Genomic DNA, 21,639 nt, shown 5'->3' with positions numbered 1-21,639 from the left:
GCGCATGCCGCAGGGCCCTTCGAAGCTCAGGGCGAACGGGGAGGGGAGGGCCGTGGATCAGACGAAGCGGTTGAACCAGTTCTCCAGCGCTTCCTGCTTGCCGGAGCGAGGCGCAACGTCGGTGTTGCGGTCGAGCGTGCGCTGGGCCAGCGCGGCGAGGTCGAACTTGCCGGCGTGGATGTCGCGGCCCAACGGCCCGTCCCAGCCGGCGTAGCGCTCGGCCACGGCGCGGGCATGGCCGCCGTCCTGGATCATCTTCTCGGCGATCAGCAGCGCGCGTGCCGCCACGTCCATGCCGCCGATGTGGCCGATGAAGAGGTCTTCCGCGTCGATCGACTGGCGGCGCACCTTCGCATCGAAGTTGAGGCCACCCGTGGTGAAGCCACCGGCCTGCAGGATGTAGTACATCGCGAGCGCCGTCTCGGGGATGTTGTTGGGGAACTGGTCGGTGTCCCAGCCGCACTGCATGTCGCCGCGGTTCATGTCGAGCGAGCCGAAGATGCCGAGGGTGAGCGCCGTCACGATCTCGTGCTCGAAGCTGTGGCCGGCGAGCGTGGCGTGGTTGGCCTCGATGTTGACCTTGACCTCCTTCTCCAGGCCGTACTGCTTGAGGAAGCCGAACACGGTGGCCACGTCGAAGTCGTACTGGTGCTTGGTCGGCTCGCGCGGCTTGGGCTCGATGAGGATGGGGCCCTCGAGCCCGATCTTGTGCTTGTGGTCGACCGCCATCGAGAGGAAGCGACCCATCTGCGCCAGCTCGCGCTTCATGTCGGTGTTGATGAGGGTCTCGTAGCCTTCGCGGCCGCCCCACATCACGTAGTTCTCGCCGCCGAGCTTCTTCGTCGCGTCCATCGCCTCCTTCACCTGCAGCGCGGCCATCGCGAAGATTTCGGGGTCGGGGTTGGTCGCCGCGCCGCTCATGAAGCGGCGGTTGCTGAAGAGGTTGGCGGTGCCCCACAGCACCTTCATGCCGGTGCGTTGCTGGTGTTCGCCCAGCACGTCGACCATGCGGCGGAGGCGGTCGGTGCTCTCGCGCGGCGTGGCGCCTTCGGGGGCCACGTCGAAGTCGTGGAAGCAGTAGTAGGGCACGCCGAGCTTGCTGAAGAACTCGAAGGCCACCTCTGCCTTGGCGCGCGCGGCCTCCATCGGGTCGGCCATCTTGTGCCACGGGCGCTGGAAGCTGCCGTCGTAGCCGAAGACGTCGAAGCCGTTCCAGCAGAAGGTGTGCCAATAGCAGGCGGCGAAGCGCAGGTGGTCTTCCATGCGCTTGCCGAGCACGACACGGTCCTTGTCGTAGAAGCGGAAGGCGAGGGGGTTGGTGCTGTTCTCGCCCTCGTACTTGATGGGGGCGATGGTCTTCAGGTAGCTCATGGGTACTTCTCCAGGGAAAGGGTTCAGTTCGCGCGCTCAGTTGGAAGAGAAGAGCTCGCGGGTGGCGACATAGAGGCCGCGGAATCGTTGGTGGCGGGCGAAGAGCGCCGGGGCACGCGCGGAGTCGGGCAGGAAACGCTCGCGCAGCGCGGGGGGGCGGCACACCTCGGCCTCGTCGCCGCCATCGGCGAGCCAGGCCAGGCGTGCGGCGCCCAGCGCACCGCCGGCCTCGCCGCCGTCGAGCGTGCGGATCTCGACGCCGAGCACATCGGCGAGCAGTTGCGCCCACAAGGCGCTGCGTGCACCGCCGCCCACGAGCGCAAGCGGCCCCACGTCGGTGCCGGCCGCGCGCAGGGCGTCGAGCCCGTCGCGCAGCCCGAAGGCCACGCCTTCGAGCACGGCATGGCAAAGCGCCCGCGCATCGGTGTCGTGGTTCATGCCGAAGAACACGCCGCGTGCATTGGCATCGTTGTGCGGCGTGCGCTCGCCCGAGAGGTAGGGCAGGAAGATCGGTGCGGCCTGGCGCTCGGCCGCGGTCAAGGTTTCGGTGCGGGCGAGCAGCGCGGCTTCGCTTCCGGCGCCGGTGAGCTGCGTCACCCAATGCAGGCACGAGGCCGCCGAGAGCATCACCGCCATCTGGTGCCAGCGCCCCGGCAGCGCATGGCAGAAGGCATGCACGGCCGACGCCGGGTTGGGGCGGAAACGGTCGTTGACGACGAAGAGCACGCCGCTCGTGCCGAGCGAGAGGAAACCGTCGCCCGGCTTCACCGCGCCGATGCCGACCGCGCTCGCCGCGTTGTCGCCGCCGCCACCGGCGACGATCGTCGACGGCGGCAGGCCCCAGGCCCACGCGACCTCGGGCGACAGCCGTGCCGACACGGCGCTGCCCTCCACCAGCTCGGGCATGTGCGAACGGGTGAGGCCGGTGACCGCGAGCAGCTCCTCTGACCACGCGCGTTTGGCCACGTCGAGCCACAGCGTGCCGGCCGCATCCGACATCTCGCTGACGAAGGCGCCCGTCATGCGAAAGCGCAAGTAGTCCTTCGGCAGCAGAACCTTGGCCACCCGCTCGAAGACGCCTGGCTCATGCTCGCGCACCCATGCGAGCTTGGGCGCGGTGAAGCCCGGCATCGCGAGGTTGCCGGCGATCTGCGGCAGGGTGGGAAGGGCCCTTGTGAGGCCCTCGCACTGCTGCGCAGATCGCAGGTCGTTCCAGAGGATGGCAGGGCGCAGCACCTCGCCATGCGCATCGAGCAGCACGGCGCCGTGCATCTGGCCCGAAAGCCCGATGGCGCGCACGGCGCCCCACGCCTGCGGCGCCTGCTGGCGCAGCTGCACCACGGCGGCCTGCGTGGCGGCCCACCAGTCGGCCGGCGCCTGCTCGCTCCAGCCCGGGTGGGGCCGCGAGATGCCGAGCTTCACGCCGGCCTGCGCGACGATGCTGCCGCTCGTGGCGAGCAGCACGAGCTTGACCTCCGAGGTGCCGAGGTCGATGCCGAGGTACATGCTGGGGCTCCGTCAGTGCATCAGCGACGCACGCGCTTCTTGATCGCCGACTGCGCGTCAGCCAAGGCGGTCTTGATGTCCTTGTTCTGCTCGAGCACCTTGTCGAGTTCGGCGTTGACGATCTCGTTGGCGACGGGGTCGTACTTGTCGACCGCGATGGCCTGGATCTTGTCGGCCGAGACCTTCCAGAGCTGGCGTGCCTTCTGGCCGCCGAAGTACTCGATGGGCTCGTTGACGAACGGGTCGGACTGCGCCTCGACCAGCGCGGGGAAGGCATCGAGCTTGCGGAAAGCCTCGATCTGCATCTCCTTGTTGGTCGTCATGAACTTGATGAACTCCCAGGCCGCGGCCTTGTTCTGCGCCTTCTGCGGAATGGCGTAGAACGAGCCGCCCCACGAGGCGAAGGCGCCGTTGGGCAGCTGGGCCGAGCGCCACTGGCCCTTGGAGTCGGGGGCGAGCCAGTTGCTCAGGTGGCCGCCGAGCCACGCGCCCATCATTTGCGAGGCGACCTTGTCGCGCTTGAAGCCTTCGCCCCACTCGGGCGACCAGGCCTTGACCTTGGCGTCGATGCCGGCGTTGCGCGCGGCCTTGGCCAGCTCGAAGCCTTTCTGGAAGCGCGGCGTGTTGACGAGCGGCTGGCCCTTCTTGTCGAAATAGATGCCTTCGCCGGCCTTGAGCCCCGAGCGGATGTAGATGTCCTTGATGTCGACCGCATCGGCCATCAGGTAGGCGCCCGTCGCGGCCTTCACCTTCTTGCCGGCCTCGATGTACGACTCCCAGCTCTTGGTGAGGTCGGCCTCGGAGACGCCGGCCTTGTCGAGCATGTCCTTGCGATAGAAGAGGGCGCCGGGGCCGATGTCGGCCGGGATGGCCGCGAGCGTGCCCGAGCCGCTCATGGCCAGCGGCACGGTGAACTTGGCGAACTTCGGCGCCAGCGCCATGCCGTTGTAGGGCGGCTTGCCCAGGTCTTCCAGGCCCTTCGACTCGACGAGCCGGCCGATGTAGCTCAGCTCCACGCCCATCACGTCGGGCACGTTGCCGCCGGCGGCGAGCGCGGTGGTCATCGCGGTGTGGTGGTCGGCGAAGGCCAGGCTCACGAGCTTGATCTCCACGTTGGGGTTGACCTTCTTGTACAACGGGATCGCGGCCTTCACGGCCAGGTCGAAGCTTGGGAAGGACGCGACGGTCAGCGTCGTGGTCTGCGCCTGGGCGCCGAAGGCGCCAACGGCGGCAGCCGTGCCGATGACCAGGCGCTGAAGCGCGGCCCGCTTGGTCAGTGTGTGCATGGTTTGTCTCCTGTGTTCTGGATGAAGAAAAGGAAGGTGGTGGTGTTGGCGGAGAACAGGCGTTTTGAAATCTGCCGGTCAGGGGCTCTGTGGTGGAGAGCTGGTCCTGCCGGGCAGTGGTTTGCCGCCGATGATCATTCCGAGCACTTCGTCCTCGGTGACCTCGGCGGTCTTGTAGGTGCCCACGGTGCGGCCGTTCTTCATCACCGTGAGGCGATCGGAAAGGCCGAACACGTCGGGCATGTCGTGGGTGATCAGGAAGATGCCGACGCCCTGTGCCTTGAGCTTCTTCACGAGCTCGTGGACCATGCGCGTCTCCTCGGGGCCGAGCGCGGCGCAGGGCTCGTCCATGATGAGCACGCGGGCGTTGAAGTAGAGGGCACGCGAGATGGCCACCACCTGCCGCTGGCCGCCCGAGAGAGAGCGCACCGGCACGCGGATGTTCTTGAAGTTGGGGTTGAGGCGGTGGAAGACCTCGCGTGCGGCGACTTCCATCGCGTCGTCGTCGAGCGTGCGGAATCGTGTGAGCAGCTCGCGGCCGAGGAAGAGGTTGGCCACGCTGTCGAGGTTGTCGGCGAGTGCGAGCGTCTGGTAGATGGTCTCGATGCCGAGCGCTTGCGAATCCGCAGGCGTGTCGATCTTCGCGGGCTGGCCGTTGACGAGGATCTCGCCGCTGTCGATGGGGAAGGCACCCGCCAGCATCTTCATCAGCGTGGACTTGCCGGCGCCGTTGTGGCCGAGCACGGCCACCACTTCGCCGGGGTAGACGCTGAGGCTCACGCCTTCGACGGCACGCACGCCGAAGAAGGCCTTGTGCACGTCTTTGATTTCAACGAGCGGGGCGGTCATGGGCATGGGGGTGTTCATGTCAGACGCTCCCCGGTCCAACGGCGGTAGAGCACGTCGAACACCACCGCCACGATCAGCACCTGGCCGATGATGACCATGCGCTGGCCGATGCCGACGTCGAGCAGCAAGAGGCCGCTTTCGAGGAACTGGATGATGAGTGCGCCCAGCACCGAGCCGAGCACGGTGCCGCTGCCGCCCGACAGCGCCACGCCGCCGATCACCGCCGCGGCGATCACGTAGAGCTCCATGTTCGTGCCGAGCGAGTTGGTGCCGGCGTTGAGGCGGGCGACCGAGACGACCGAGGCGATCGTCACGAGCACCGCCAGCAGCAGGAAGAGCATCAGCATCACCCGCTTCACCGGAATGCCGACGAGCAGCGCCGCTTCCGGGTTGCCGCCGATGGCGTAGACGTAGCGGCCGAAGCGCGTGCGCCGCACGATGAAGGCCATGCCCATCACGACCACGCCCCAGATCACGACGGGGATGGGCACGCCTTGGGCGGCGTCCTTGCCGGGCAGTTGATAAGAGCAGGTGACGGCCACGAAGCCGAGCAGCATCGCCAACACGAGGCCGGTGAACGCGGCGTCGAACCACAGCGGGCGCACGGTGAAGCCGTGGCTGCGCTTGCTGCGGCGGCGAGCGGCGGTGTTGAAGATCACGAGTGCCGAGAGCGCCGCACCGAGCGCCCAGCTGAGCGCGGGGCCGAGCGAGCCGTCGAGGCCGCCGCCGAGCGCGAGGAAGGTGGGGTCGGTGATCGGCTGCGTCTTGCCGTCGGCAATCAGGAAGGCCGCACCGCGGAAGGACATCAGCCCGCCGAGCGTGACCACGAAGGAGGGCACGCCGAGGTAGGCGGTGAGCCAACCCTGGTAGAGGCCGACGACGAGCGCGAGCGCCAGGCCCGCGAGCGAGGCCGGCACCCAGTGCCAGCCCGAGGTGTATTGCAGGAAGGCGATGAGCACGCCCACGCAGCCCATGACGGAGCCGACCGAGAGGTCGATCTGGCGCGCCACGATGATGAGGGCGACGGCGGTCGCGACGATGCCCACTACGGCGGTCTGCTGCGCGATGTTGTAGAGGTTTTCCGGCGTGAGGAAGGTGCCGGTCAGCAGGTGGAAGACCACGGCCATCACCGCGAGCACGGTCGCCATGAGCGACAGCCGCAGGTCGAGGGCGCTGATCTGGAGAGGGAGGGACATGGTAGAGCCTAGGACCCTGGAGATGCCCCGCCACCCGTCTCCGTTCGCACTGAGCTTGTCGAAGTGCAGCGCGCGGCTTCGACAGGCTCAGCCCGAACGGGTGGGAGGGCTGGGGCCCGAACGGATGGGAGGGCTGCGGGGCGTCTTCCGAACAGGAAGTGCTGCTTACTTGCAGGCGGCCGGCGCAGTGGCCGCGGCCACGCCCTTGCACACCACGTCCTTGCTGACCCAGCCGGCCTTGATGACCACGTCGAGGTTGCTGGCGGTGATGGCCACCGGCGCCAGGAACTTCGAGGTCATCGGCACCTTCTTCTCGCCGTCGGACCAGACCACCGAGCCGTCGACCTTCTTGCCGGCGGCGAGCGTCACCGCGGCGGCAGCGGCTTCACGGCCGAGCACGCGGGCGTCTTTCCACACCGAGACGGTCTGCGTGCCGAGGGCCACGCGGTTGAGCGCGGCATGGTCGCCGTCCTGGCCCGACACGGGCACGCCCTTGATGCCGCGCGCCGAGAGCGCTGCCACCACGCCGCCGGCCGTGCCGTCGTTGGAGGCCACCACCGCGTCGACCTTGTTGTTGTTGCGGGTGAGGATCTGCTCCATGTTCTTCTGCGCAACCTCGGGCTTCCAGCCTTCGGTGTACTCCTCGCCGACGATCTTGATGTCGCCCTTCTTGATGGCGGCCGCGAGCACTTCACCCTGGCCGGCGCGCAGGAAGTCGGCGTTCGGGTCGGTGGGCGAGCCCTTGATCATCACGTAGTTGCCTTTCGGCTTGGCGGCGAACACGCCCTTGGCCTGCAGGCGGCCGACTTCCTTGTTGTCGAAGGTGATGTAGAAGACGCCGGGCTGCTCGATCAGGCGGTCGTAGGCGACGACCGGGATGTTGCGCTGCTTGGCCTTGGCGAGTGCCGGCACGATGGCGTCCTTGTCCATCGCGAGGATGATCAGCGCCTTCGCGCCCTTGGCGATCAGGCCGTCGACGTCGGCCAGCTGCTTCTCGGGCGAGCCGCCGGCATCGGCGCTCACGTAGCTCGCGCCGAGCTTGGCGAGCTGCTCCTTGATGGCGGCCTCGTCGGTCTTCCAGCGCTCTTCCTGGAAGTTGGACCAGCTCACGCCGACGACCGTCTGGGCGGCAGCGAGCGCTGAAAACGTTGTCAGAGCAGTGGCAAACAGTGCGTGGGTGAGTTTCATGATGTCTCCGTGCGTTGTGATTGCGCTCGAGGCGCGTTTGGGGGATCAGGTGACGGGTCTGGGCCCGTCGGGTTCAGTCTCGAAGCCGTGCCGTGACACCGATTCGAGAATCTCTGCAGACTCGTCCAGGCGTTGCAGCACCAGCGATGCCGCGCCGCGCGCCCAGGTCTCGTCGCCGCGGTGGTGCACCACCAGCAGCTCGCGCTGGCGGTGCGGGATGGCGAGCGACTCGTGCATCGCGCGCCGGAGCGAGTCGAGGAAGAGCTCGGTGCCCTCCTGCATGCCGTCGAGCATCACGAGCTGCGGCGCGAGCAGGTTGACCATGTTGCCCAGCCAGCGGCCGAGCAGCTCGCCTTGCTGTTCGAAGATCTGGCGTGCGCGACGGTTGCCGGCGCGGGCCTTGGCGGCGAGCTCCACATACGCGGTCTCGATCTCGCCCGAGCCCAGCTCGCCCGCGGGCAGCAGCCCGGCCTCCTGGCCCTGGCCCACCACCGCACTGTGCGCCACGTAGGCTTCGAGGCAGCCTTGCTTGCCGCAGCGGCAGGCGCGCCCATCGGGCACCACCTGGATGTGGCCGAACTCGGCGGCGAGGCCCGAGTGGCCGCGGAAGAGTTCTCCGTCGAGCACGAGACCGAGGCCGAGGCCGTGCTCCAGCGTGACCACCGCCACGTTGGACAGGCGCGCCGCCTGGCCGAACCATTGCTCGGCCAGCGCCAGCATGTTGGCGTCGTTCTCGATCATCACCGGCACGCCCAAAGCGTCGGTGAGCGGGGCGGCGAGGGGGGCGGCTTCCTCCTTGCGGCCCGGCTTGAGCAGCGGCGACCAGTGCACCTCGCCACGCAAGGAGTCGACCATGCCCGGCACCGCCACGCCCACGCCGGCCAGGCGCTGGCGCACCTGCGGGTCGGCGCCGGCCAGGCAGGCCTTGATCTCTTTGACCAGGCGCTGCACCAGCGCGGCCTGCGTCATCGGGGCGGAAATGGGCACCTTCAAGGTGTCGCGCACGCCACCGGCAAAGTCGACGAGGGCGAGGGTGATCTGGTGCATCGACACCTTCACGCCGACGACCCAGGCGAAATCGGGGTTCACCGCCAGCTCTCGCTCGCGGCGGCCACCGCCCAGCGAAGGGCGCGCGCCGACTTCCATCAGCGCACCGCTCTCCAACAGGCGGCGGGTGAGGGAAGAGACCGCCGGCTGGCTCAAGCCCGTGGCCTGGCCGATCTCGGCGCGCGACACGGGCGAACGCCCGAGACGCACGGTGTGCAGCACCTGGTAGAGGTGCAGCAGCGAGATCTGCTTGGACTGGAGACGGGTCATGGCCGCTGTTCAGACGTCGAAGCCCGGGTCAGGCTCGAAACATGGCGGCATTTTATTTCGGTGTTTTATTTCTCCATGGGGGCTTACCCTGAACGCAGTTTCTGCGCCGTTTCGTCAGCGAACAGGTTCGAGAAGCACCCAGTGCCCGGCGCGCAGCGCCACGCGGCCCCGGTGCACGAGGGCGGTCTCTCCGCTGTAAGCGTCGTGCACGGTGCTGCCGTCGGGGAAGACATCGCCGACGACGATGTGCTCGGCATCGCTCGCTTCCATCGCGACGACGACACGGTCGCCGCTGGCCGCATCGATGCGGCTGAAGGTGTAGGGCTTGTCGGCCAGCTTCTGGTGTGCGCCGCGAGCCAGCGCCACGTGCGCGCGGCGGAACTGGCCGAGCTTGCGCCAGTGCATGAGCAGGCTCGTGTCGACGTTGCCCCAGTTCATGTCGGAACGGGTGGCCTGCTGCGGGTCGCTGCTCGGGGCGGGGCCGGGCGGGCGGCGTGTCTCGTCGCCGTAGTAGATCTGCACCCCGCCCGGGGCGAGCATGAGCCAGGCGGCGCCATCGGCGAGGCGCTTGCGGTCGAAGAGCTCGGTGTCGTGCGAGGACAGGTAGCTGAGCGTGTTGTAGCCTGGCCGCCCGCTCAGCAGGCTGGCGTAGCTCGCGTAGAGCTTCTCGGGTTGCGGGTCGCGCAGGGCCACGTTCTGGAAGTCGAAGTTGATGAGGGCGTCGAAGCCGCTGTCGTGCAGCGGGTCGCGCTGCGGGCCCTTGCCCCAGTCTTCGCCCACCATCCAGAAGGGCTCGGCGTCGATCTTCTTGTCGGGATTGGCCTTCTTCCATTCGGCGAGCGCGGTCGTGGCGGCGGCTTTCAGCTCGGCCCACGCGGCCGGCTCGACGTGCTTGACGGTGTCGGCGCGGAAGCCATCAATGCCGTACTCGCGCACCCACTGCACGAGCCAGGCGACGAGGTAGCCGCGCACGGTGGTCTCGGGCAGGTCGCGGGCGCGGGTGTCGGGCTTGTCGCGCAGGAACTTCGGCAGCGTCACATGGGCCGTGCTCTCGGTGCGGAAGTCGGGCAGGAAGGCCAGCTGCTTGGTGAGTTCGTCTCGCCCACCGTCGAGGTAGCCCGGCAGGCCGGCGCGCACCCAGTCGCGGCCCCACCAGTCGCCGAAGGCGAAGTTGTTGTAGTCGATGAACGAGTGGTAGTTGGCCAGCGTCGCCTTCTCCGAGCCCGGCCACAGCACCTTGAGGCCGACTTCGCGCGCGGTCTGGAGGTCGAGGTAGCCCGGGTGGTTCATCACCACGTCGAAGAGGATGCGGATGCCTTGCGCATGCGCGGTGTCGACCAGCTCGCGCAGGTCGGCCGGCGTGCCCATCGCCTTGTCGAGCACGGTGTAGTCGAGCGCGTAGTAGCCGTGGTACGCGTAGTGCTTGAAGGCCTTGTTGCCGCCGATCACCCAGCCGTGGATCTGCTCGTAGGGCGCGGTGATCCAGATCGCGTTGACGCCGAGTTCGCGGAACCAGCCTTCCTTCAGCCTCGCGGTGAGGCCTTTCAGGTCGCCGCCGTGGAAGGTGCCCACGTCGTCTTCGGGCTTGGCCTCGCGTGTGCGGCCATAGGCGGTGTCGTTCGACGGGTCGCCGTTGAAGAAGCGGTCGGTGATGACGAAGTAGACGATGGGGTTGTCGGCGAAGCGGCCGGGGCTCGCCGCTGCCGCCGCAGCCAGCACGGCGAGCAGCAGGCCCAGCAGCCGCTTCATCCCTTGATGCCCCCGGCGGTGAGGCCCGAGATCATCCATCGTTGCGCCAGCACAAAGACGACCGTGATCGGCAGGCCCGAGAGGATGGCCGCCGCCGCGAAGTCGCCCCACAGGTACTTCTGCTCGTAGAGGAAGAGGTTGGAGCCGACCGCGAGCGTGAGCTTGGCCTGCTCGTTGAGCAGGATGGAGGCGACCGGGTACTCGATGATCGCGCCCACGAAGGCCAGCAGGAAGACGACCATCAGGATGGGCAGCGCCATGGGCAGCAGCACGATGCGGAAGGCCTGCCACGGCGTCGCACCGTCGACCTTCGCGGCCTCTTCGATCTCGGCCGGGATGGTGTCGAAGTAGCCCTTGATGGTCCACACGTGCAGCGCGATGCCGCCCGAGTAGGCGAGCAGCAGCGACCAGTGGCTGTCGATGCCGAAGGCGGGGAAGACGTTGCCGATGCGGTCGAAGATGGCGTAGATGGCCACGAGCGCCAGCACGCTCGGGAACATCTGCACCAGCATCAGCCCCGTGAGCGAGGCTTCCTTGCCGCGGAATTTCATGCGCGCGAAGGCGTAGGCCGCGGTGGTGGAGAGCAGCAGCGTGACGAGGCCGGTGAGTGCGGCCACCTTCACCGAATTCCACAGCCAGCGCAGCACCGGGAAGGTGGGCTGCACCAGGCTGCCATCGGGGGCGGTGTACGACATGCCCAGCGCGAGCGTCCAGTGTTCGAGGCTGATGCGGTCGGGGATCAAGCTGCCGGTCGCGAAGTTGCCGGGCCGGAACGAGATCGACAGGATCATCAGGAACGGGAAGATCGTGACGATCACGAGACCGATCAGGAAGGCATGCGCCAGCAGCACACGCCAGCGCTGCGATTTGGCGACGACGATGGCCATGTGCCGTGTTCCTTTCAGCGCGCCGGATCGCGCGCGATCCGCGTGAACTTGATCTGCACCATCGAGATCGCCGCGACCATCAGGAAGATGACGGTGGAGACCGCGGCAGCCAGGCCGAACTGCTGGCCCGAATCTTCGAAGGCGATGCGGTAGGTGTACGACACCAGGAGATCGGTGGTGCCGGCGGGCACGGTGGTGTCGAGGAAGTCGGGCCGCCCGCCGGTGAGCAGCGAGATCAGCACGAAGTTGTTGAAGTTGAACGCGAAGGCGGCGATGAGCAGCGGCGTGAGCGGCTTGATCACGAGCGGCGCGGTGATGCGGAAGAAGTTGGTCAGCGGCCCCGCGCCGGCCACCGCCGAGGCCTCGTACAGATCGGCGGGAATCGCGCGGATGAGCCCCATGCACACCAACATCATGTAGGGGTAGCCCAGCCACACGTTGACGATGAGCAGCATCGCCTTCGCAAGCGTCGGGTCGGAGAACCAGGTCGGGCGGATGCCGAAGAGCGCATCGAGGATCAGGTTGATCTCGCCGAAATTGTTGTTGAAGAGCCCGCGGAACACGAGGATGGAGATGAAACCCGGCACCGCATACGGCAGGAAGAGCAGCACGCGGTAGACGCCCTTGAAGCGCAGCGCATCCCAGTTCAGCAGCACGGCGAGCAGCATGCCCAGCGAGGCGGCGAAGAGCACGGTGAGCGCGGCGAAGGCGACCGTCCACACGAAGATGCGCAGGAAGGGCTCGCGGAAGGCGGGCTCGGTGAAGATCCGGCGGTAGTTGTCGAAGCCCACGCCGACCTGGAAGCCGGGTGTCACGCGCTCGCCGTTGGCCTTCTCGTAGAAGCCGGTGCTGTGGTTCGCCTTCAGCAGCTCGCCGGTGCGTTTGTTGACGAGCACGCCAGGTTCGCGCTGCTCGTAGACCTTCTCCAGGCCCGAGAACTGGCGCAGGCCGGTCATCATCACCTGGCGGCCGTCGGGCAGCGCGAAGGTCAGGGCCTTGAGCGCCGCTTGGCGCTGGATCACGTCGCGCAGGGGCAGCGGCTCGCCGAGCGGCAGCTTCACCTGTGGTGCCGGCTCGACCGCGAGCTTGAGCGGGGCGTTGTTCTTGAGTGCGAGCGGTCCCGAGACCCAGGCTCTCGCTTCGTCGTCGGGGTCGCTCAGGCGCACGCGGAACTCGGGGCCATCCGCATGCAGCGTGAACGCGAGCGGGTCACCCTCGGCGGGCGCCGTCTCGTCGAGGTGGTACTGCGTGGCCCGCTGGAAGCTCAGCAGGTTGGCCGAGCTGTAGTTGGTGAAGCCGATGCCGATGGTGTAGAGCATCGGGAACACCACGAACACCATCGCTGCCGCGATGCCCGGGAAGAGATAGCGCCACGCATAGAAGCGTGGCGTGGTGTAGAGCCAAGCCGCCAGCGCGGTGATGAAGAGAAGGGTGGCGGCCAGCAGCGTCTGGCCTGCTGCGTGGACCACCACCACGATGTAGAGCGCGGCCAGCAGGGCCGCGATCAGGATGAGCGGGCCGAACCAGCGCGGCGAGTTTTTCTTGTGTGTCGGCATGGCCCGCTACGTGACGGCTCAGGGTGCAGCGATGCGCTTGGCGGCGGCGTCCATGGCTTCCTTGGGCGATTGGCGGCCCTCGGTCATGTTCTGCAGCGCCGAGGCCATCGACGACCAGAAGCGGCCCATCTCCTTGTTGTTGGGCATCGGCGCGCCGTCTTGTGCGCTCGCCATCGTGGCCTGGATGTTGGGGTTGTTCTTGAGCTCGTTGAAGAAGGCCTTGTTGGCCGGCGTGCCGAGCGGCACGTCGTCGTTGATCTTCTTCAGGCCGTCGACGGTGAGCATGTGGTTCTCGAGGAACTCGACCGCCAGATCCTTGTTGGGCGTGGCCTTGGTGACCATCGCGCCGAGCACGCCGACGAAGGGCGCGGCCTTCTTGCCGGCGACGGTCGGGATCTTGGCGACGCCGAAGTTGACGTTGGCCTTCTTCAGGTTGTCCCACGACCAGGGGCCGTTGATCATCATCGCCACCTTGCCCTGCGCAAGGCCGGCTTCCATCTCGGCGTAATTGGCGCCCTTGGTCATCACGCCGTCCTTGATCATCTTCGACAGCAGCTCGGCGCCTTTCAGTGCGCCGGCGTTGTTGACGCCGGTGTCCTTGGCGTCGTAGGTGCCGTCGGCCTTCTGCTTGAACGGGTAGCCCCCGTTGGCGGCGAGCAGCGGCCAGGTGAAGTAGGTGTTGTTGTAGTCCCAGAGGATGGCCTTCTTGCCCGAGGCCGAGAGCTTCTTGTCGAGCGCGATCACCTCTTCGAAGCTCTTGGGCGGGGTGGGCACGAGCGCCTTGTTGTAGACGAGCGCCACGGCTTCCACCGACAGCGGGTAGCCCCAGGTCTTGCCACCGACCGTGAAGGCCTTCCAGGCCAGCGGGTCGATGTCGGCCTGCACCTTCTTGCTCGGCGTCACCGGCTGCAGCAGGCCGCCTTCGATCCACTCGCCGATGCGGTCGTGCGGCCAGATCCAGATGTCGGGGCCCTTGCCGGCGGCCGCGGCTGCCTGGAACTTGCTCGGTGCGTCTTCGGGGTACTCGACCGTGACCGGGATGCCGGTCTTCTTGGTGAACTCCTCGCCGATCTTGATGATGCCCTTGTAGCCCTTGTCGCCGTTGATCCAGACGAGCAGCTTGCCGGGCTCGGCGGCCTGCGCGAGCGGCGCGAAGGCGGCGCCGAGGGTGAGGGCGGCCGCGGCCGCGAGGAGGGTGCGTTTGGTCTGCATGCTGTGTGTCTCCTGGTTGTGATCTGCGGGATTCAATCCGTTCGGGCTGAGCCTGTCGAAGCCATGCGCTGCACTTCGACAGGCTCAGTGCGAACGGAGCGGGGGTCAGAGGTCATGGCAGGGTGCGTCCCTGCTCGTCGAAGATGAAGCAGCGCTCGCGTGGCAGGTGCAGCCACGCGGTGTCGCCGGTGTTGAGCGGGTTGTCGGGCGCGGTGCGCACGGTGAGGGGCTCGGGCGCGCCGGGCACCAGCAGGTGCAGGTAGGTGGTGTCGCCCAGGTGCTCGGCGAGCTGCACGGTGGCTTTCACCGCGCCATCGGCAGCGGTGCTGTTGGCGACGATGTGCTCGGGGCGGATGCCGAGCGTCACGGGCTTGCCGACGGCGGCGGTGCGTGCGGCGTCGCTGCTCGGCGACACGGGCACGACGCTGCCGTCCTTCAGCACCACGTGGTCCGCGTCTCCCAGCGTCACGTCGAGGAAGTTCATCTTGGGCGAGCCGATGAAGCCGGCGACGAACTTGTTGACCGGGCGGTGGTAGAGATCGAGCGGCGCGCCGACCTGTTCGATGCGCCCGGCGTTGACGACCACGATGCGGTCGGCGAGCGTCATCGCCTCCACCTGGTCGTGCGTCACGTAGACCATGGTGGTGCGCAGCTCGCGGTGCAGGCGCGAGAGCTCCACGCGCATCTGCACGCGCAGGGCGGCGTCGAGGTTGGAGAGAGGCTCGTCGAAGAGGAATACCCCGGGCTTGCGCACGATGGCGCGGCCGATGGCCACACGCTGGCGTTGGCCGCCGGAGAGCGCCTTGGGCTTGCGGTCGAGCAGGTGCTCGATCTGCAGCGTCTGCGCGGCGCGATGCACGGCGTCTTTCATTTCCTGCTTGCTGTAGCCGGCCAGGCGCAGGCCGAAGGCCATGTTCTCGGCCACGCTCATGTGCGGGTAGAGCGCGTAGCTCTGGAACACCATCGCGATGCCGCGCTCTGCGGGCGGCACCTCGTTGACCAGGCGTTCGCCGATGTACAGCTCGCCGGCGGTGATCTCCTCCAGGCCGGCGATGCAGCGCAGGAGCGTCGATTTGCCGCAGCCCGACGGGCCGACGAAGACGAGGAATTCGCCGTCGTTCACGTCGAGGTCGATGCCGTGCAGCATCTCGACCTCGCCGTAGGACTTGCGCAAACCGCTGAGCTTGAGGGTGGCCATGACGGGACCTTAGACGCTGCTGTGCTGCCCGTAGAAGAAACCATGCGCCGGCAGGGTGATGCGCTCGCCGTGGAGGGTGGCTTCCAGATGCTCGTCGACGCGCGTCAGGATCTGCCGCAGCCCCTTGGCCGGTGCCGCGATCTCGATGGCCGTGCGCCCGAGGTTGAACATGCACAACAGCTCCGGGCCGCCGTCGTCGGGCGAACGATAGAAGGCCAGCACCGGCTCAGGCACGTCGACGAAGCGGATGCCGCCGCGCAGCAACCGCGTCTGCGTCTTGCGCCAGGCCAGGAGCCTTCGCATGAAGTGCAGCGGCGAGGCCGGGTCGGTTTCGCTCGCATCGACCGCGCGCGCTGCGTGCTCGGCCGGCACGGGCAGCCAGGGCTCGACCTCGCGCCCACCGCTGAAGCCGGCATGCACCAGCTCGCGAGACCACGGCATCGGCGTGCGGCAGCCGTCGCGGCCCTTGAATTCGGGCCAGAAGGTGATGCCGTAAGGGTCCTGGATCTTCTCGTAGGGGATGTCGGCTTCGGTCAGCGCGAGCTCGTCGCCCTGCCACCAGCAGACGCTGCCGCGCAGCGAGGCGAGCATGGCGAGCGCCACCTTGGTGTAGTCGGCCGTCGCGCCAACGCCGCCCCAGCGGCTCAGGAAACGCGGCACGTCGTGGTTGCCGATGGACCAGCTCGTCCAGCCGTCGGCGATCTGCGCTTCGAGCTCTTCCACCTGGCGGCGGATGTAGCCCGCGCTGCTCTCGGTGGCCAGCAGGTTGAAGCTGTAGGCCATGTGCAGCTTGTCGCCGCCGCTGGTGTAGGCAGCCATGGTCTTGATCGAGTCGTCGTCGCCGATCTCGCCCACGCTCGCGGCGCCGTACTCGTCGAGCAGGGTGCGGATCTTCTGCAGGAAGCCGATGTTCTCGGGCTGCGTCTTGTCGTAGAGGTGGCGCTGGAAGCTGTAGGGGTTGGAGGCGGGCACCGAGAGCGTGTCGGCCTTCTGCGCCGGCGGGTTGTCGCGCAGCTTGAGGTCGTGGAAGTGGAAGATGCAGGCGTCGAAGCGGAAGCCGTCCACGCCACGGTCGAGCCAGAAGCGCAGGTCGTCGAGCAGTTGCGCCTGCACCTCGGGGTTGTGGAAGTTGAGGTCGGGCTGGCTCGCGAGGAAGTTGTGCAGGTAGTACTGGCGGCGGCGCGTGTCCCACTGCCAGGCCGAGCCGCCGAAGATGCTGAGCCAGTTGTTGGGCGGGGTGCCGTCGGCCTTGGGGTCGGCCCACACGTACCAGTCGGCGCGGGCGTTGTCGCGGCTCGCGCGGCTCTGCATGAACCAGGGGTGCTGGTCGGAGCTGTGCGAGAGCACCTGGTCGACGATCACTTTCAGTCCGAGCGCGTGAGCCCTCGCGACGAGGCTGTCGAAATCCTGCAGCGTGCCGAAGAGCGGGTCGACGTCGCGGTAGTCGCTGACGTCGTAGCCGAAGTCCTTCATCGGCGAGCGGAAGAAAGGCGACACCCAGATGGCGTCGACGCCCAGGCTCGCCACGTAGGGAAGGCGCTCGACCATGCCGGCGAAGTCGCCGACACCGTCGCCGTTCGCATCGGCAAAGCTGCGCGGGTAGAGCTGGTAGATGACGGCGCCGCGCCACCAATCACGGTCGTGGGACGCCGGGGCCAGCGCGGTCTGGGGCTCGCTCTTCATGGGTTGTGCGGGGACGATTTCTTGTGCTCTTGAACGATTCAGATGTAACGCAGTTACACCCAGCGAATGCCTCGACTTCAGGCTGAGCGCGACTTTAGTGAAGCTTCTGAATCGAGAAAGAGCGGGCTAACCCTAGGTCTCGGGATGTACCTGAGGTACGGGTTTTCAGGTGTCGCGCGGCACCAGCGTCAAGGGCAGCACGACCGACGGTTCGTCGTCGAGCACCACACGCACGGCGCTTTCGCCTTTTTCGACGCCGTCTTGCCGCACGGTGGTGAGGCCGGCCGCGGCGGCCGCGGGGATGTCGTCGAAGCCGACCACCGAGACCAGCTCCACCTTCGGCCAGGTGCGCATGGCGCCCATCGCGGCGAGTGCGATGCGGTCGCTCATCGCGACGACCGCGATGCGCTGGTGCTTGCTGAGGCGCGCACGCTCCTGCTCCACCGCGCGCAGCGCGGCGGCTTCGGGGTCGCCGTCGTCGACGATGTGCCAGACGATGCGCGAGGCGTCGAAGCCCGCGCGCCGTGCCGCCTGCGCGTAGCCGGCCACACGCTCGCAGGTGTTGAACGGGCTGCGCGGCGCACGCGCAGCCTGGGCGCGCTTCATCGGCTCTTCGGCCACGAAGAAACAGAGCACCAGCACCACGTCGGGCTGGGCCTTGAGCGCATGCGCCATCGCAAGCTCGGCGCCGCGCCGGTCGTCGAGGCACACCGAGGGCGCGCCGGGCACCATGGTGTCGACCACCACCAGCGGCAGTGGCGCAGCACGCACCATCGAGGCGAACTCCGGCGCCACCTCGGCATGGAAGATGAGCGCATCGGCGGTGGTCTTGAAGGCCACGTCGAGCGTGGGCTCGATCTGCCGCGAGAACATCGGGATGAGCTGCAGCGTGAGCCCGCGTTGCTGCAGCTGCCGCGCCACGCCGCGCATGAAGTCGAGCGTGAGCGGGTCGTTGAAGGCGTAGGGCAGGTCGTGGTGGAACACGAGCGCCACCTCGCGCAACTCCTTGCGGCGCAGCGCGCGGGCCTTCGGGTCGGGGCCGAAGTAGCCGAGTTCGCGTGCGGTGCTGAGGATGGTCTCGCGCAACTCCTTCGAGAGCTGCTCCGGCCGGTTGAAGGCGTTGGAGACCGTGGTGCGGCTGATGCCGAGGGTGGCGGCCACGTCGGCGAGCGTCAGGCGCACCCGGCCGCTGCGGGCTCCGGTGGGTGCGGAGGGGGTCTCGTCGGAAGCCATCGGGGTCTCGGAAAGTCGCGGGCACTATAGCCTCGCTGGCCGAGCAGGATGATTCGCGATACATGCCGGTTACGGCATCGCGCCCATTGCAATCGAGATTGGACGTGGGCGATGCGTCTGCCTATCCTGCGCGCCTCATCAGACAGCACGAACGCAGGAGACTCAGATGCAATACCGCCCCCTCGGCCGCACTGGCTGGAATGTGTCGACCGTGAGCTTCGGCGCCTGGGCCATCGGCGGCACCTGGGGCGCGGTGGACGACGAAGCGTCGATGAAGGCGCTGCACCGCGCGCTCGACCTCGGCATCAATTTCTTCGACACCGCCGACGTGTACGGCGACGGCCACAGCGAGCGTCTCATCGCGTGCCTGCGCCGCGAGCGCTCGGAGCCGTTCTACGTGGCGAGCAAGGCGGGCCGGCGTCTGTCGCCGCACATCGCCGATGGCTACAACAAGGCCAATCTCACCGCCTTCATCGAGCGAAGCCTGAAGAACCTGGAAGTCGAGGCCATCGACCTGCTGCAGCTGCACTGCCCGCCGGTGGAGGTGCTGTACCGGCCCGAGGTGTTCGACGCGCTCGACGGCCTGGTGAAGGCCGGCAAGCTGCGCCACTACGGCGTGAGCGTCGAGAAGGTGGAAGAGGCGCTGAAGGCGATCGAGTACCCCGGCGTGCAGTCCATCCAGATCATCTACAACATCTTCCGCCAGCGGCCCGCCGATCTCTTCTTCGGCGAGGCGCAGCGCCGCGGCGTGGGCATCCTCGCGCGGCTGCCGCTGTCGTCAGGGCTGCTCACCGGCAAGCTCACGCGCGAGTCGACGTTTGCGCAAGACGATCACCGCAACTTCAACCGGGAGGGTGCGGCCTTCGACAAGGGCGAGACCTTCTCCGGCCTCGACTTCGAATTGGGCCTGCAGGCGGTGGAAGCGCTGAAGCCTCTGGTGCCCGCCGGCCAGACGCTGGCGCAGTTCGCGCTGCGGTGGATCCAGATGCACCCGGCCGTGACCTGCAGCATTCCCGGCGGGCGCTCGCCGAAGCAGGTGGAAGACAACGCCGCGGCGGCCGACCTGCCGCCGATCACGCCCGAGACGATGGCCGCGGTGCAGCAGGTCTACGAGCGCTTCGCCAAGCCCTACGTGCACCAGCGCTGGTGAACGCGGCTCAGACCTTCCCGCCGAGCTTGATCGTCTGGCGCTGGGCCCACACGCTCAGCGAAATGGCGACCACCGTCCAGGCGAGCGCGATCCAGTGCAGGTTCTTGTAGAGGTCGTGGCCCGATTCGCCGAGCGCGTCGTGCGCAGCGACCACGATGCCGCCGCCCGCGGCACCCACCGCCTGGCCGAGGTAGATGGCCGATGAGTTGAGCGCCATCAGCGCAGTGGCGAGGTGCGGCGCCGCCAAGCCGAGCCGCGCCTGCTGCGCCGAGTTCGAGGCGAAGCCGCCCAGGCCCCACGGCAGGATGACGAGCGCCATCGTGATCACGCCGGTCGCGAGCGGCCAGATCAGCATGCTGAAGGCCGTGCCGATCATCGCGAGCGCCACGATGCGCGCCGCCCCCACGCGGTCGATGTAGCGCGAGAGCAGCAGGTTGCCGAGCAGGCCGAAGGCGCCGGTCCAGAAGAAGAGAAAGCTGGTCTCGGCCGCGTTGGCCCCGATCACCTGGCGGTAGTAGGGCGCCATGTAGGCGAAGAGCGTGAACTGCCCCGCACCCGAGAGGGCCGTGACGAGGATGATCGCCATCAGCACCGGGTGCGTGAACACCTCGCGCCACTCGGCCAGCCGCATGGTCGGCGGCTTGATGCCGTCGGGCATCACCACCCACACCCACCAGGCCGCGCCCGCCGAGAGCACGGTGACGAGCCCGAACGCATAGCGCCAGCCGAAGGCTTCACCGATGAAGCTGTGCACCGGCATGCCCACCACCGAGGCGACCGACCAACCGAGGAAGATGAAGATGATGGAGCGGCCGCGCTCCTCGGGCGGCGCCACGAAGCCGATGGCGGCGGCGGCCTGCGGCGTGTAGACGGCCGCGGCCACGACGCACAGCGCTCGCAGCGGCAGCAGCAGCGCGTAGTTGGGCGCGATGGCCGAGAGCCCGTGGCCGATGGCAAACCACACGAGCGCCAGCACCAGCAGGCGGCGCCGGTCCCAGTGGCCGAGCAGGGCGGCGAGCACCGGGGCGCCGAAGCACATCATCACCGCGGCGATCGAGATCAATTGCCCGCCGAGCGCCACGCTCACCCCGAGCGAGCGGATGAGGTCGTTGAGCGAGCCGGCCACCACCATCACGCCGCAGCCGATGGCGAAGTTGCCGGCCATCAGCGCCCAGCGGGCGCGGGTGACTTGCTGGTGCGGCGTGAGGGCCGCCGTGGCCGTCATCCGCGAAGAACCTTCAGTGCCGCGGGGTTCACGATGCCCGTCGGGTTGCCGTTCACGAAGTTGACGACGTGGTCGAAGGCGGCGCCGAAGTACATCTCGTAGCTGTCTTGCTCGACGTAGCCGATGTGCGGTGTGCAGATGGCGTTTTCCAACCTCAGCAGCGGGTGGCCTTGCAGGATGGGCTCGCTCTCGAACACGTCGACGGCCGCCATGCCGGGATGGCCGCGGTTGAGGGCCGAGACGAGTGCACCTTCTTCGATCAGCTCGGCGCGCGAGGTGTTGATGAGCAGCGCAGTCGGTTTCATGCGCGTCAGGTCGTCGAGCTTGACCATGCCGCGCGTCTCGTCGGACAGGCGCTTGTGCAGGCTCAGCACGTCGGCCTGCTCGAAGAAGGCTTCTCGCGACTCGGCGGCGGTGTGGCCGGCCGCCACGGCCTTCTCGCGGGAGGACTCGCTTCCCCACACGATCACCTTCATGCCGAAGGCGTGGCCGTAGCCGGCCACCAGTTCACCGATGCGGCCGTAGCCCCAGATGCCGAGTGTCTTGCCCTTGAGCACCATGCCGATGCCGAAGTTGGCCGGCATCGAGGCCGACTTCAGCCCCGACTGCTGCCAGGCGCCGTGCTTCAGGTTGCCGATGTACTGCGGCAGGCGTCGCATGGCGGCCATGATCAGCGCCCAGGTCAGCTCGGCCGGCGCCACCGGCGAGCCCGTGCCCTCGGCCACCGCGATGCCCAGGCGCGTGCAGGTGTCGACGTCGATGTGCGGGCCGACGCGCCCGGTCTGGGCGATCAGCTTGAGCTTGGGGAGTTTTTCCAGCAGCTGGCGCGGGAAGTGGGTGCGCTCGCGGATCAGCACCAGCACTTCGGCGTCGCGCAGGCGCACCGAGAGTTGGCCGATGCCCTTGACGGTGTTGGTGAAGACCTTGGCGTTGAGGTGTTCGAGGCGCGCGGCGCACTTGAGCTTGCGCACCGCGTCTTGGTAGTCGTCGAGGATGATGATGTTCATCAGGTGCGCTGTGAGGCCATCTCGGA

17 protein-coding genes are annotated in these 21,639 nt (G+C 67.8%); 1 reads left to right on the top strand and 16 read right to left on the bottom strand.

From position 1 onward, the window contains the following. Positions 1 to 57: 57 nt before the first annotated feature. The 14 genes from xylA to KF892_05700 all read right to left on the bottom strand — a co-directional run bounded on the left by xylA (position 58) and on the right by KF892_05700 (position 18,231). On the bottom strand, positions 58 to 1,371 hold the full coding sequence (xylA, locus tag KF892_05765) for a xylose isomerase (GenBank protein MBX3624499.1): 1,314 nt from the start codon (positions 1,369 to 1,371) through the stop codon (positions 58 to 60). 36 nt (positions 1,372 to 1,407) lie between these two features. Then, the gene (gene xylB / locus KF892_05760; GenBank protein MBX3624498.1) at positions 1,408 to 2,877 is read right to left on the bottom strand and encodes a xylulokinase; all 1,470 of its coding nucleotides are present in this window, start codon (positions 2,875 to 2,877) and stop codon (positions 1,408 to 1,410) included. A gap of 20 nt (positions 2,878 to 2,897) precedes the next feature. Continuing rightward, entirely contained in the window at positions 2,898 to 4,163 is a 1,266-nt protein-coding gene (locus tag KF892_05755; protein ID MBX3624497.1) for an extracellular solute-binding protein, read from the bottom strand. 78 nt (positions 4,164 to 4,241) lie between these two features. Continuing rightward, positions 4,242 to 5,012, bottom strand: coding sequence for a sugar ABC transporter ATP-binding protein (locus tag KF892_05750; GenBank protein ID MBX3624496.1), 771 nt, complete (start codon positions 5,010 to 5,012; stop codon positions 4,242 to 4,244). 14 nt (positions 5,013 to 5,026) lie between these two features. After that, on the bottom strand, positions 5,027 to 6,208 hold the full coding sequence (locus KF892_05745) for an ABC transporter permease (protein ID MBX3624495.1): 1,182 nt from the start codon (positions 6,206 to 6,208) through the stop codon (positions 5,027 to 5,029). A gap of 165 nt (positions 6,209 to 6,373) precedes the next feature. Beyond that, positions 6,374 to 7,396: a D-xylose ABC transporter substrate-binding protein gene (gene xylF, locus KF892_05740; protein MBX3624494.1), complete on the bottom strand. Its 1,023-nt coding sequence runs from the start codon at positions 7,394 to 7,396 to the stop codon at positions 6,374 to 6,376. Between the two features lie 45 nt (positions 7,397 to 7,441). Then, positions 7,442 to 8,713, bottom strand: a complete 1,272-nt coding sequence (locus tag KF892_05735; protein MBX3624493.1) for an ROK family protein — start codon at positions 8,711 to 8,713, stop codon at positions 7,442 to 7,444. Positions 8,714 to 8,827: 114 nt separating this feature from the next. Continuing rightward, the gene (locus tag KF892_05730; protein ID MBX3624492.1) at positions 8,828 to 10,462 is read right to left on the bottom strand and encodes an alpha-amylase; all 1,635 of its coding nucleotides are present in this window, start codon (positions 10,460 to 10,462) and stop codon (positions 8,828 to 8,830) included. Beyond that, the gene (gene malG, locus KF892_05725) at positions 10,459 to 11,349 is read right to left on the bottom strand and encodes a maltose ABC transporter permease MalG (GenBank protein MBX3624491.1); all 891 of its coding nucleotides are present in this window, start codon (positions 11,347 to 11,349) and stop codon (positions 10,459 to 10,461) included. Before malG ends, KF892_05730 begins: the two co-directional genes overlap by 4 nt. 14 nt (positions 11,350 to 11,363) lie before the next feature. Continuing rightward, positions 11,364 to 12,905, bottom strand: coding sequence for a maltose ABC transporter permease MalF (malF, locus tag KF892_05720; GenBank protein ID MBX3624490.1), 1,542 nt, complete (start codon positions 12,903 to 12,905; stop codon positions 11,364 to 11,366). An 18-nt stretch (positions 12,906 to 12,923) separates the two neighbouring features. Further along, positions 12,924 to 14,117: a maltose/maltodextrin ABC transporter substrate-binding protein MalE gene (gene malE / locus KF892_05715; protein MBX3624489.1), complete on the bottom strand. Its 1,194-nt coding sequence runs from the start codon at positions 14,115 to 14,117 to the stop codon at positions 12,924 to 12,926. 112 nt (positions 14,118 to 14,229) lie between these two features. Beyond that, the gene (gene ugpC, locus KF892_05710; GenBank protein ID MBX3624488.1) at positions 14,230 to 15,315 is read right to left on the bottom strand and encodes a sn-glycerol-3-phosphate ABC transporter ATP-binding protein UgpC; all 1,086 of its coding nucleotides are present in this window, start codon (positions 15,313 to 15,315) and stop codon (positions 14,230 to 14,232) included. A gap of 9 nt (positions 15,316 to 15,324) precedes the next feature. Next, positions 15,325 to 16,998, bottom strand: a complete 1,674-nt coding sequence (locus KF892_05705) for an alpha glucosidase (protein MBX3624487.1) — start codon at positions 16,996 to 16,998, stop codon at positions 15,325 to 15,327. A 165-nt stretch (positions 16,999 to 17,163) separates the two neighbouring features. Beyond that, on the bottom strand, positions 17,164 to 18,231 hold the full coding sequence (locus KF892_05700) for a substrate-binding domain-containing protein (protein MBX3624486.1): 1,068 nt from the start codon (positions 18,229 to 18,231) through the stop codon (positions 17,164 to 17,166). 166 nt (positions 18,232 to 18,397) lie between these two features. On the opposite strand from KF892_05700, the gene KF892_05695 reads away from it, so the two are divergent. Further along, positions 18,398 to 19,381, top strand: a complete 984-nt coding sequence (locus tag KF892_05695; protein ID MBX3624485.1) for an aldo/keto reductase — start codon at positions 18,398 to 18,400, stop codon at positions 19,379 to 19,381. Between the two features lie 7 nt (positions 19,382 to 19,388). Here KF892_05695 and KF892_05690 read toward each other — a convergent pair whose 3' ends face one another. Together KF892_05690 and KF892_05685 are read right to left on the bottom strand one after the other, a co-directional pair. Beyond that, entirely contained in the window at positions 19,389 to 20,606 is a 1,218-nt protein-coding gene (locus tag KF892_05690; protein ID MBX3624484.1) for an MFS transporter, read from the bottom strand. Next, on the bottom strand, positions 20,603 to 21,613 hold the full coding sequence (locus KF892_05685; protein MBX3624483.1) for a D-2-hydroxyacid dehydrogenase family protein: 1,011 nt from the start codon (positions 21,611 to 21,613) through the stop codon (positions 20,603 to 20,605). The genes KF892_05690 and KF892_05685 overlap by 4 nt, the downstream gene beginning before the upstream one ends. Positions 21,614 to 21,639 lie beyond the last annotated feature (26 nt).

Origin of the sequence: Rhizobacter sp. (assembly GCA_019635355.1) — a bacterium.
Taxonomy (GTDB): domain Bacteria; phylum Pseudomonadota; class Gammaproteobacteria; order Burkholderiales; family Burkholderiaceae_C; genus Rhizobacter.
This window is presented reverse-complemented; position numbering and strand designations above follow the sequence as displayed.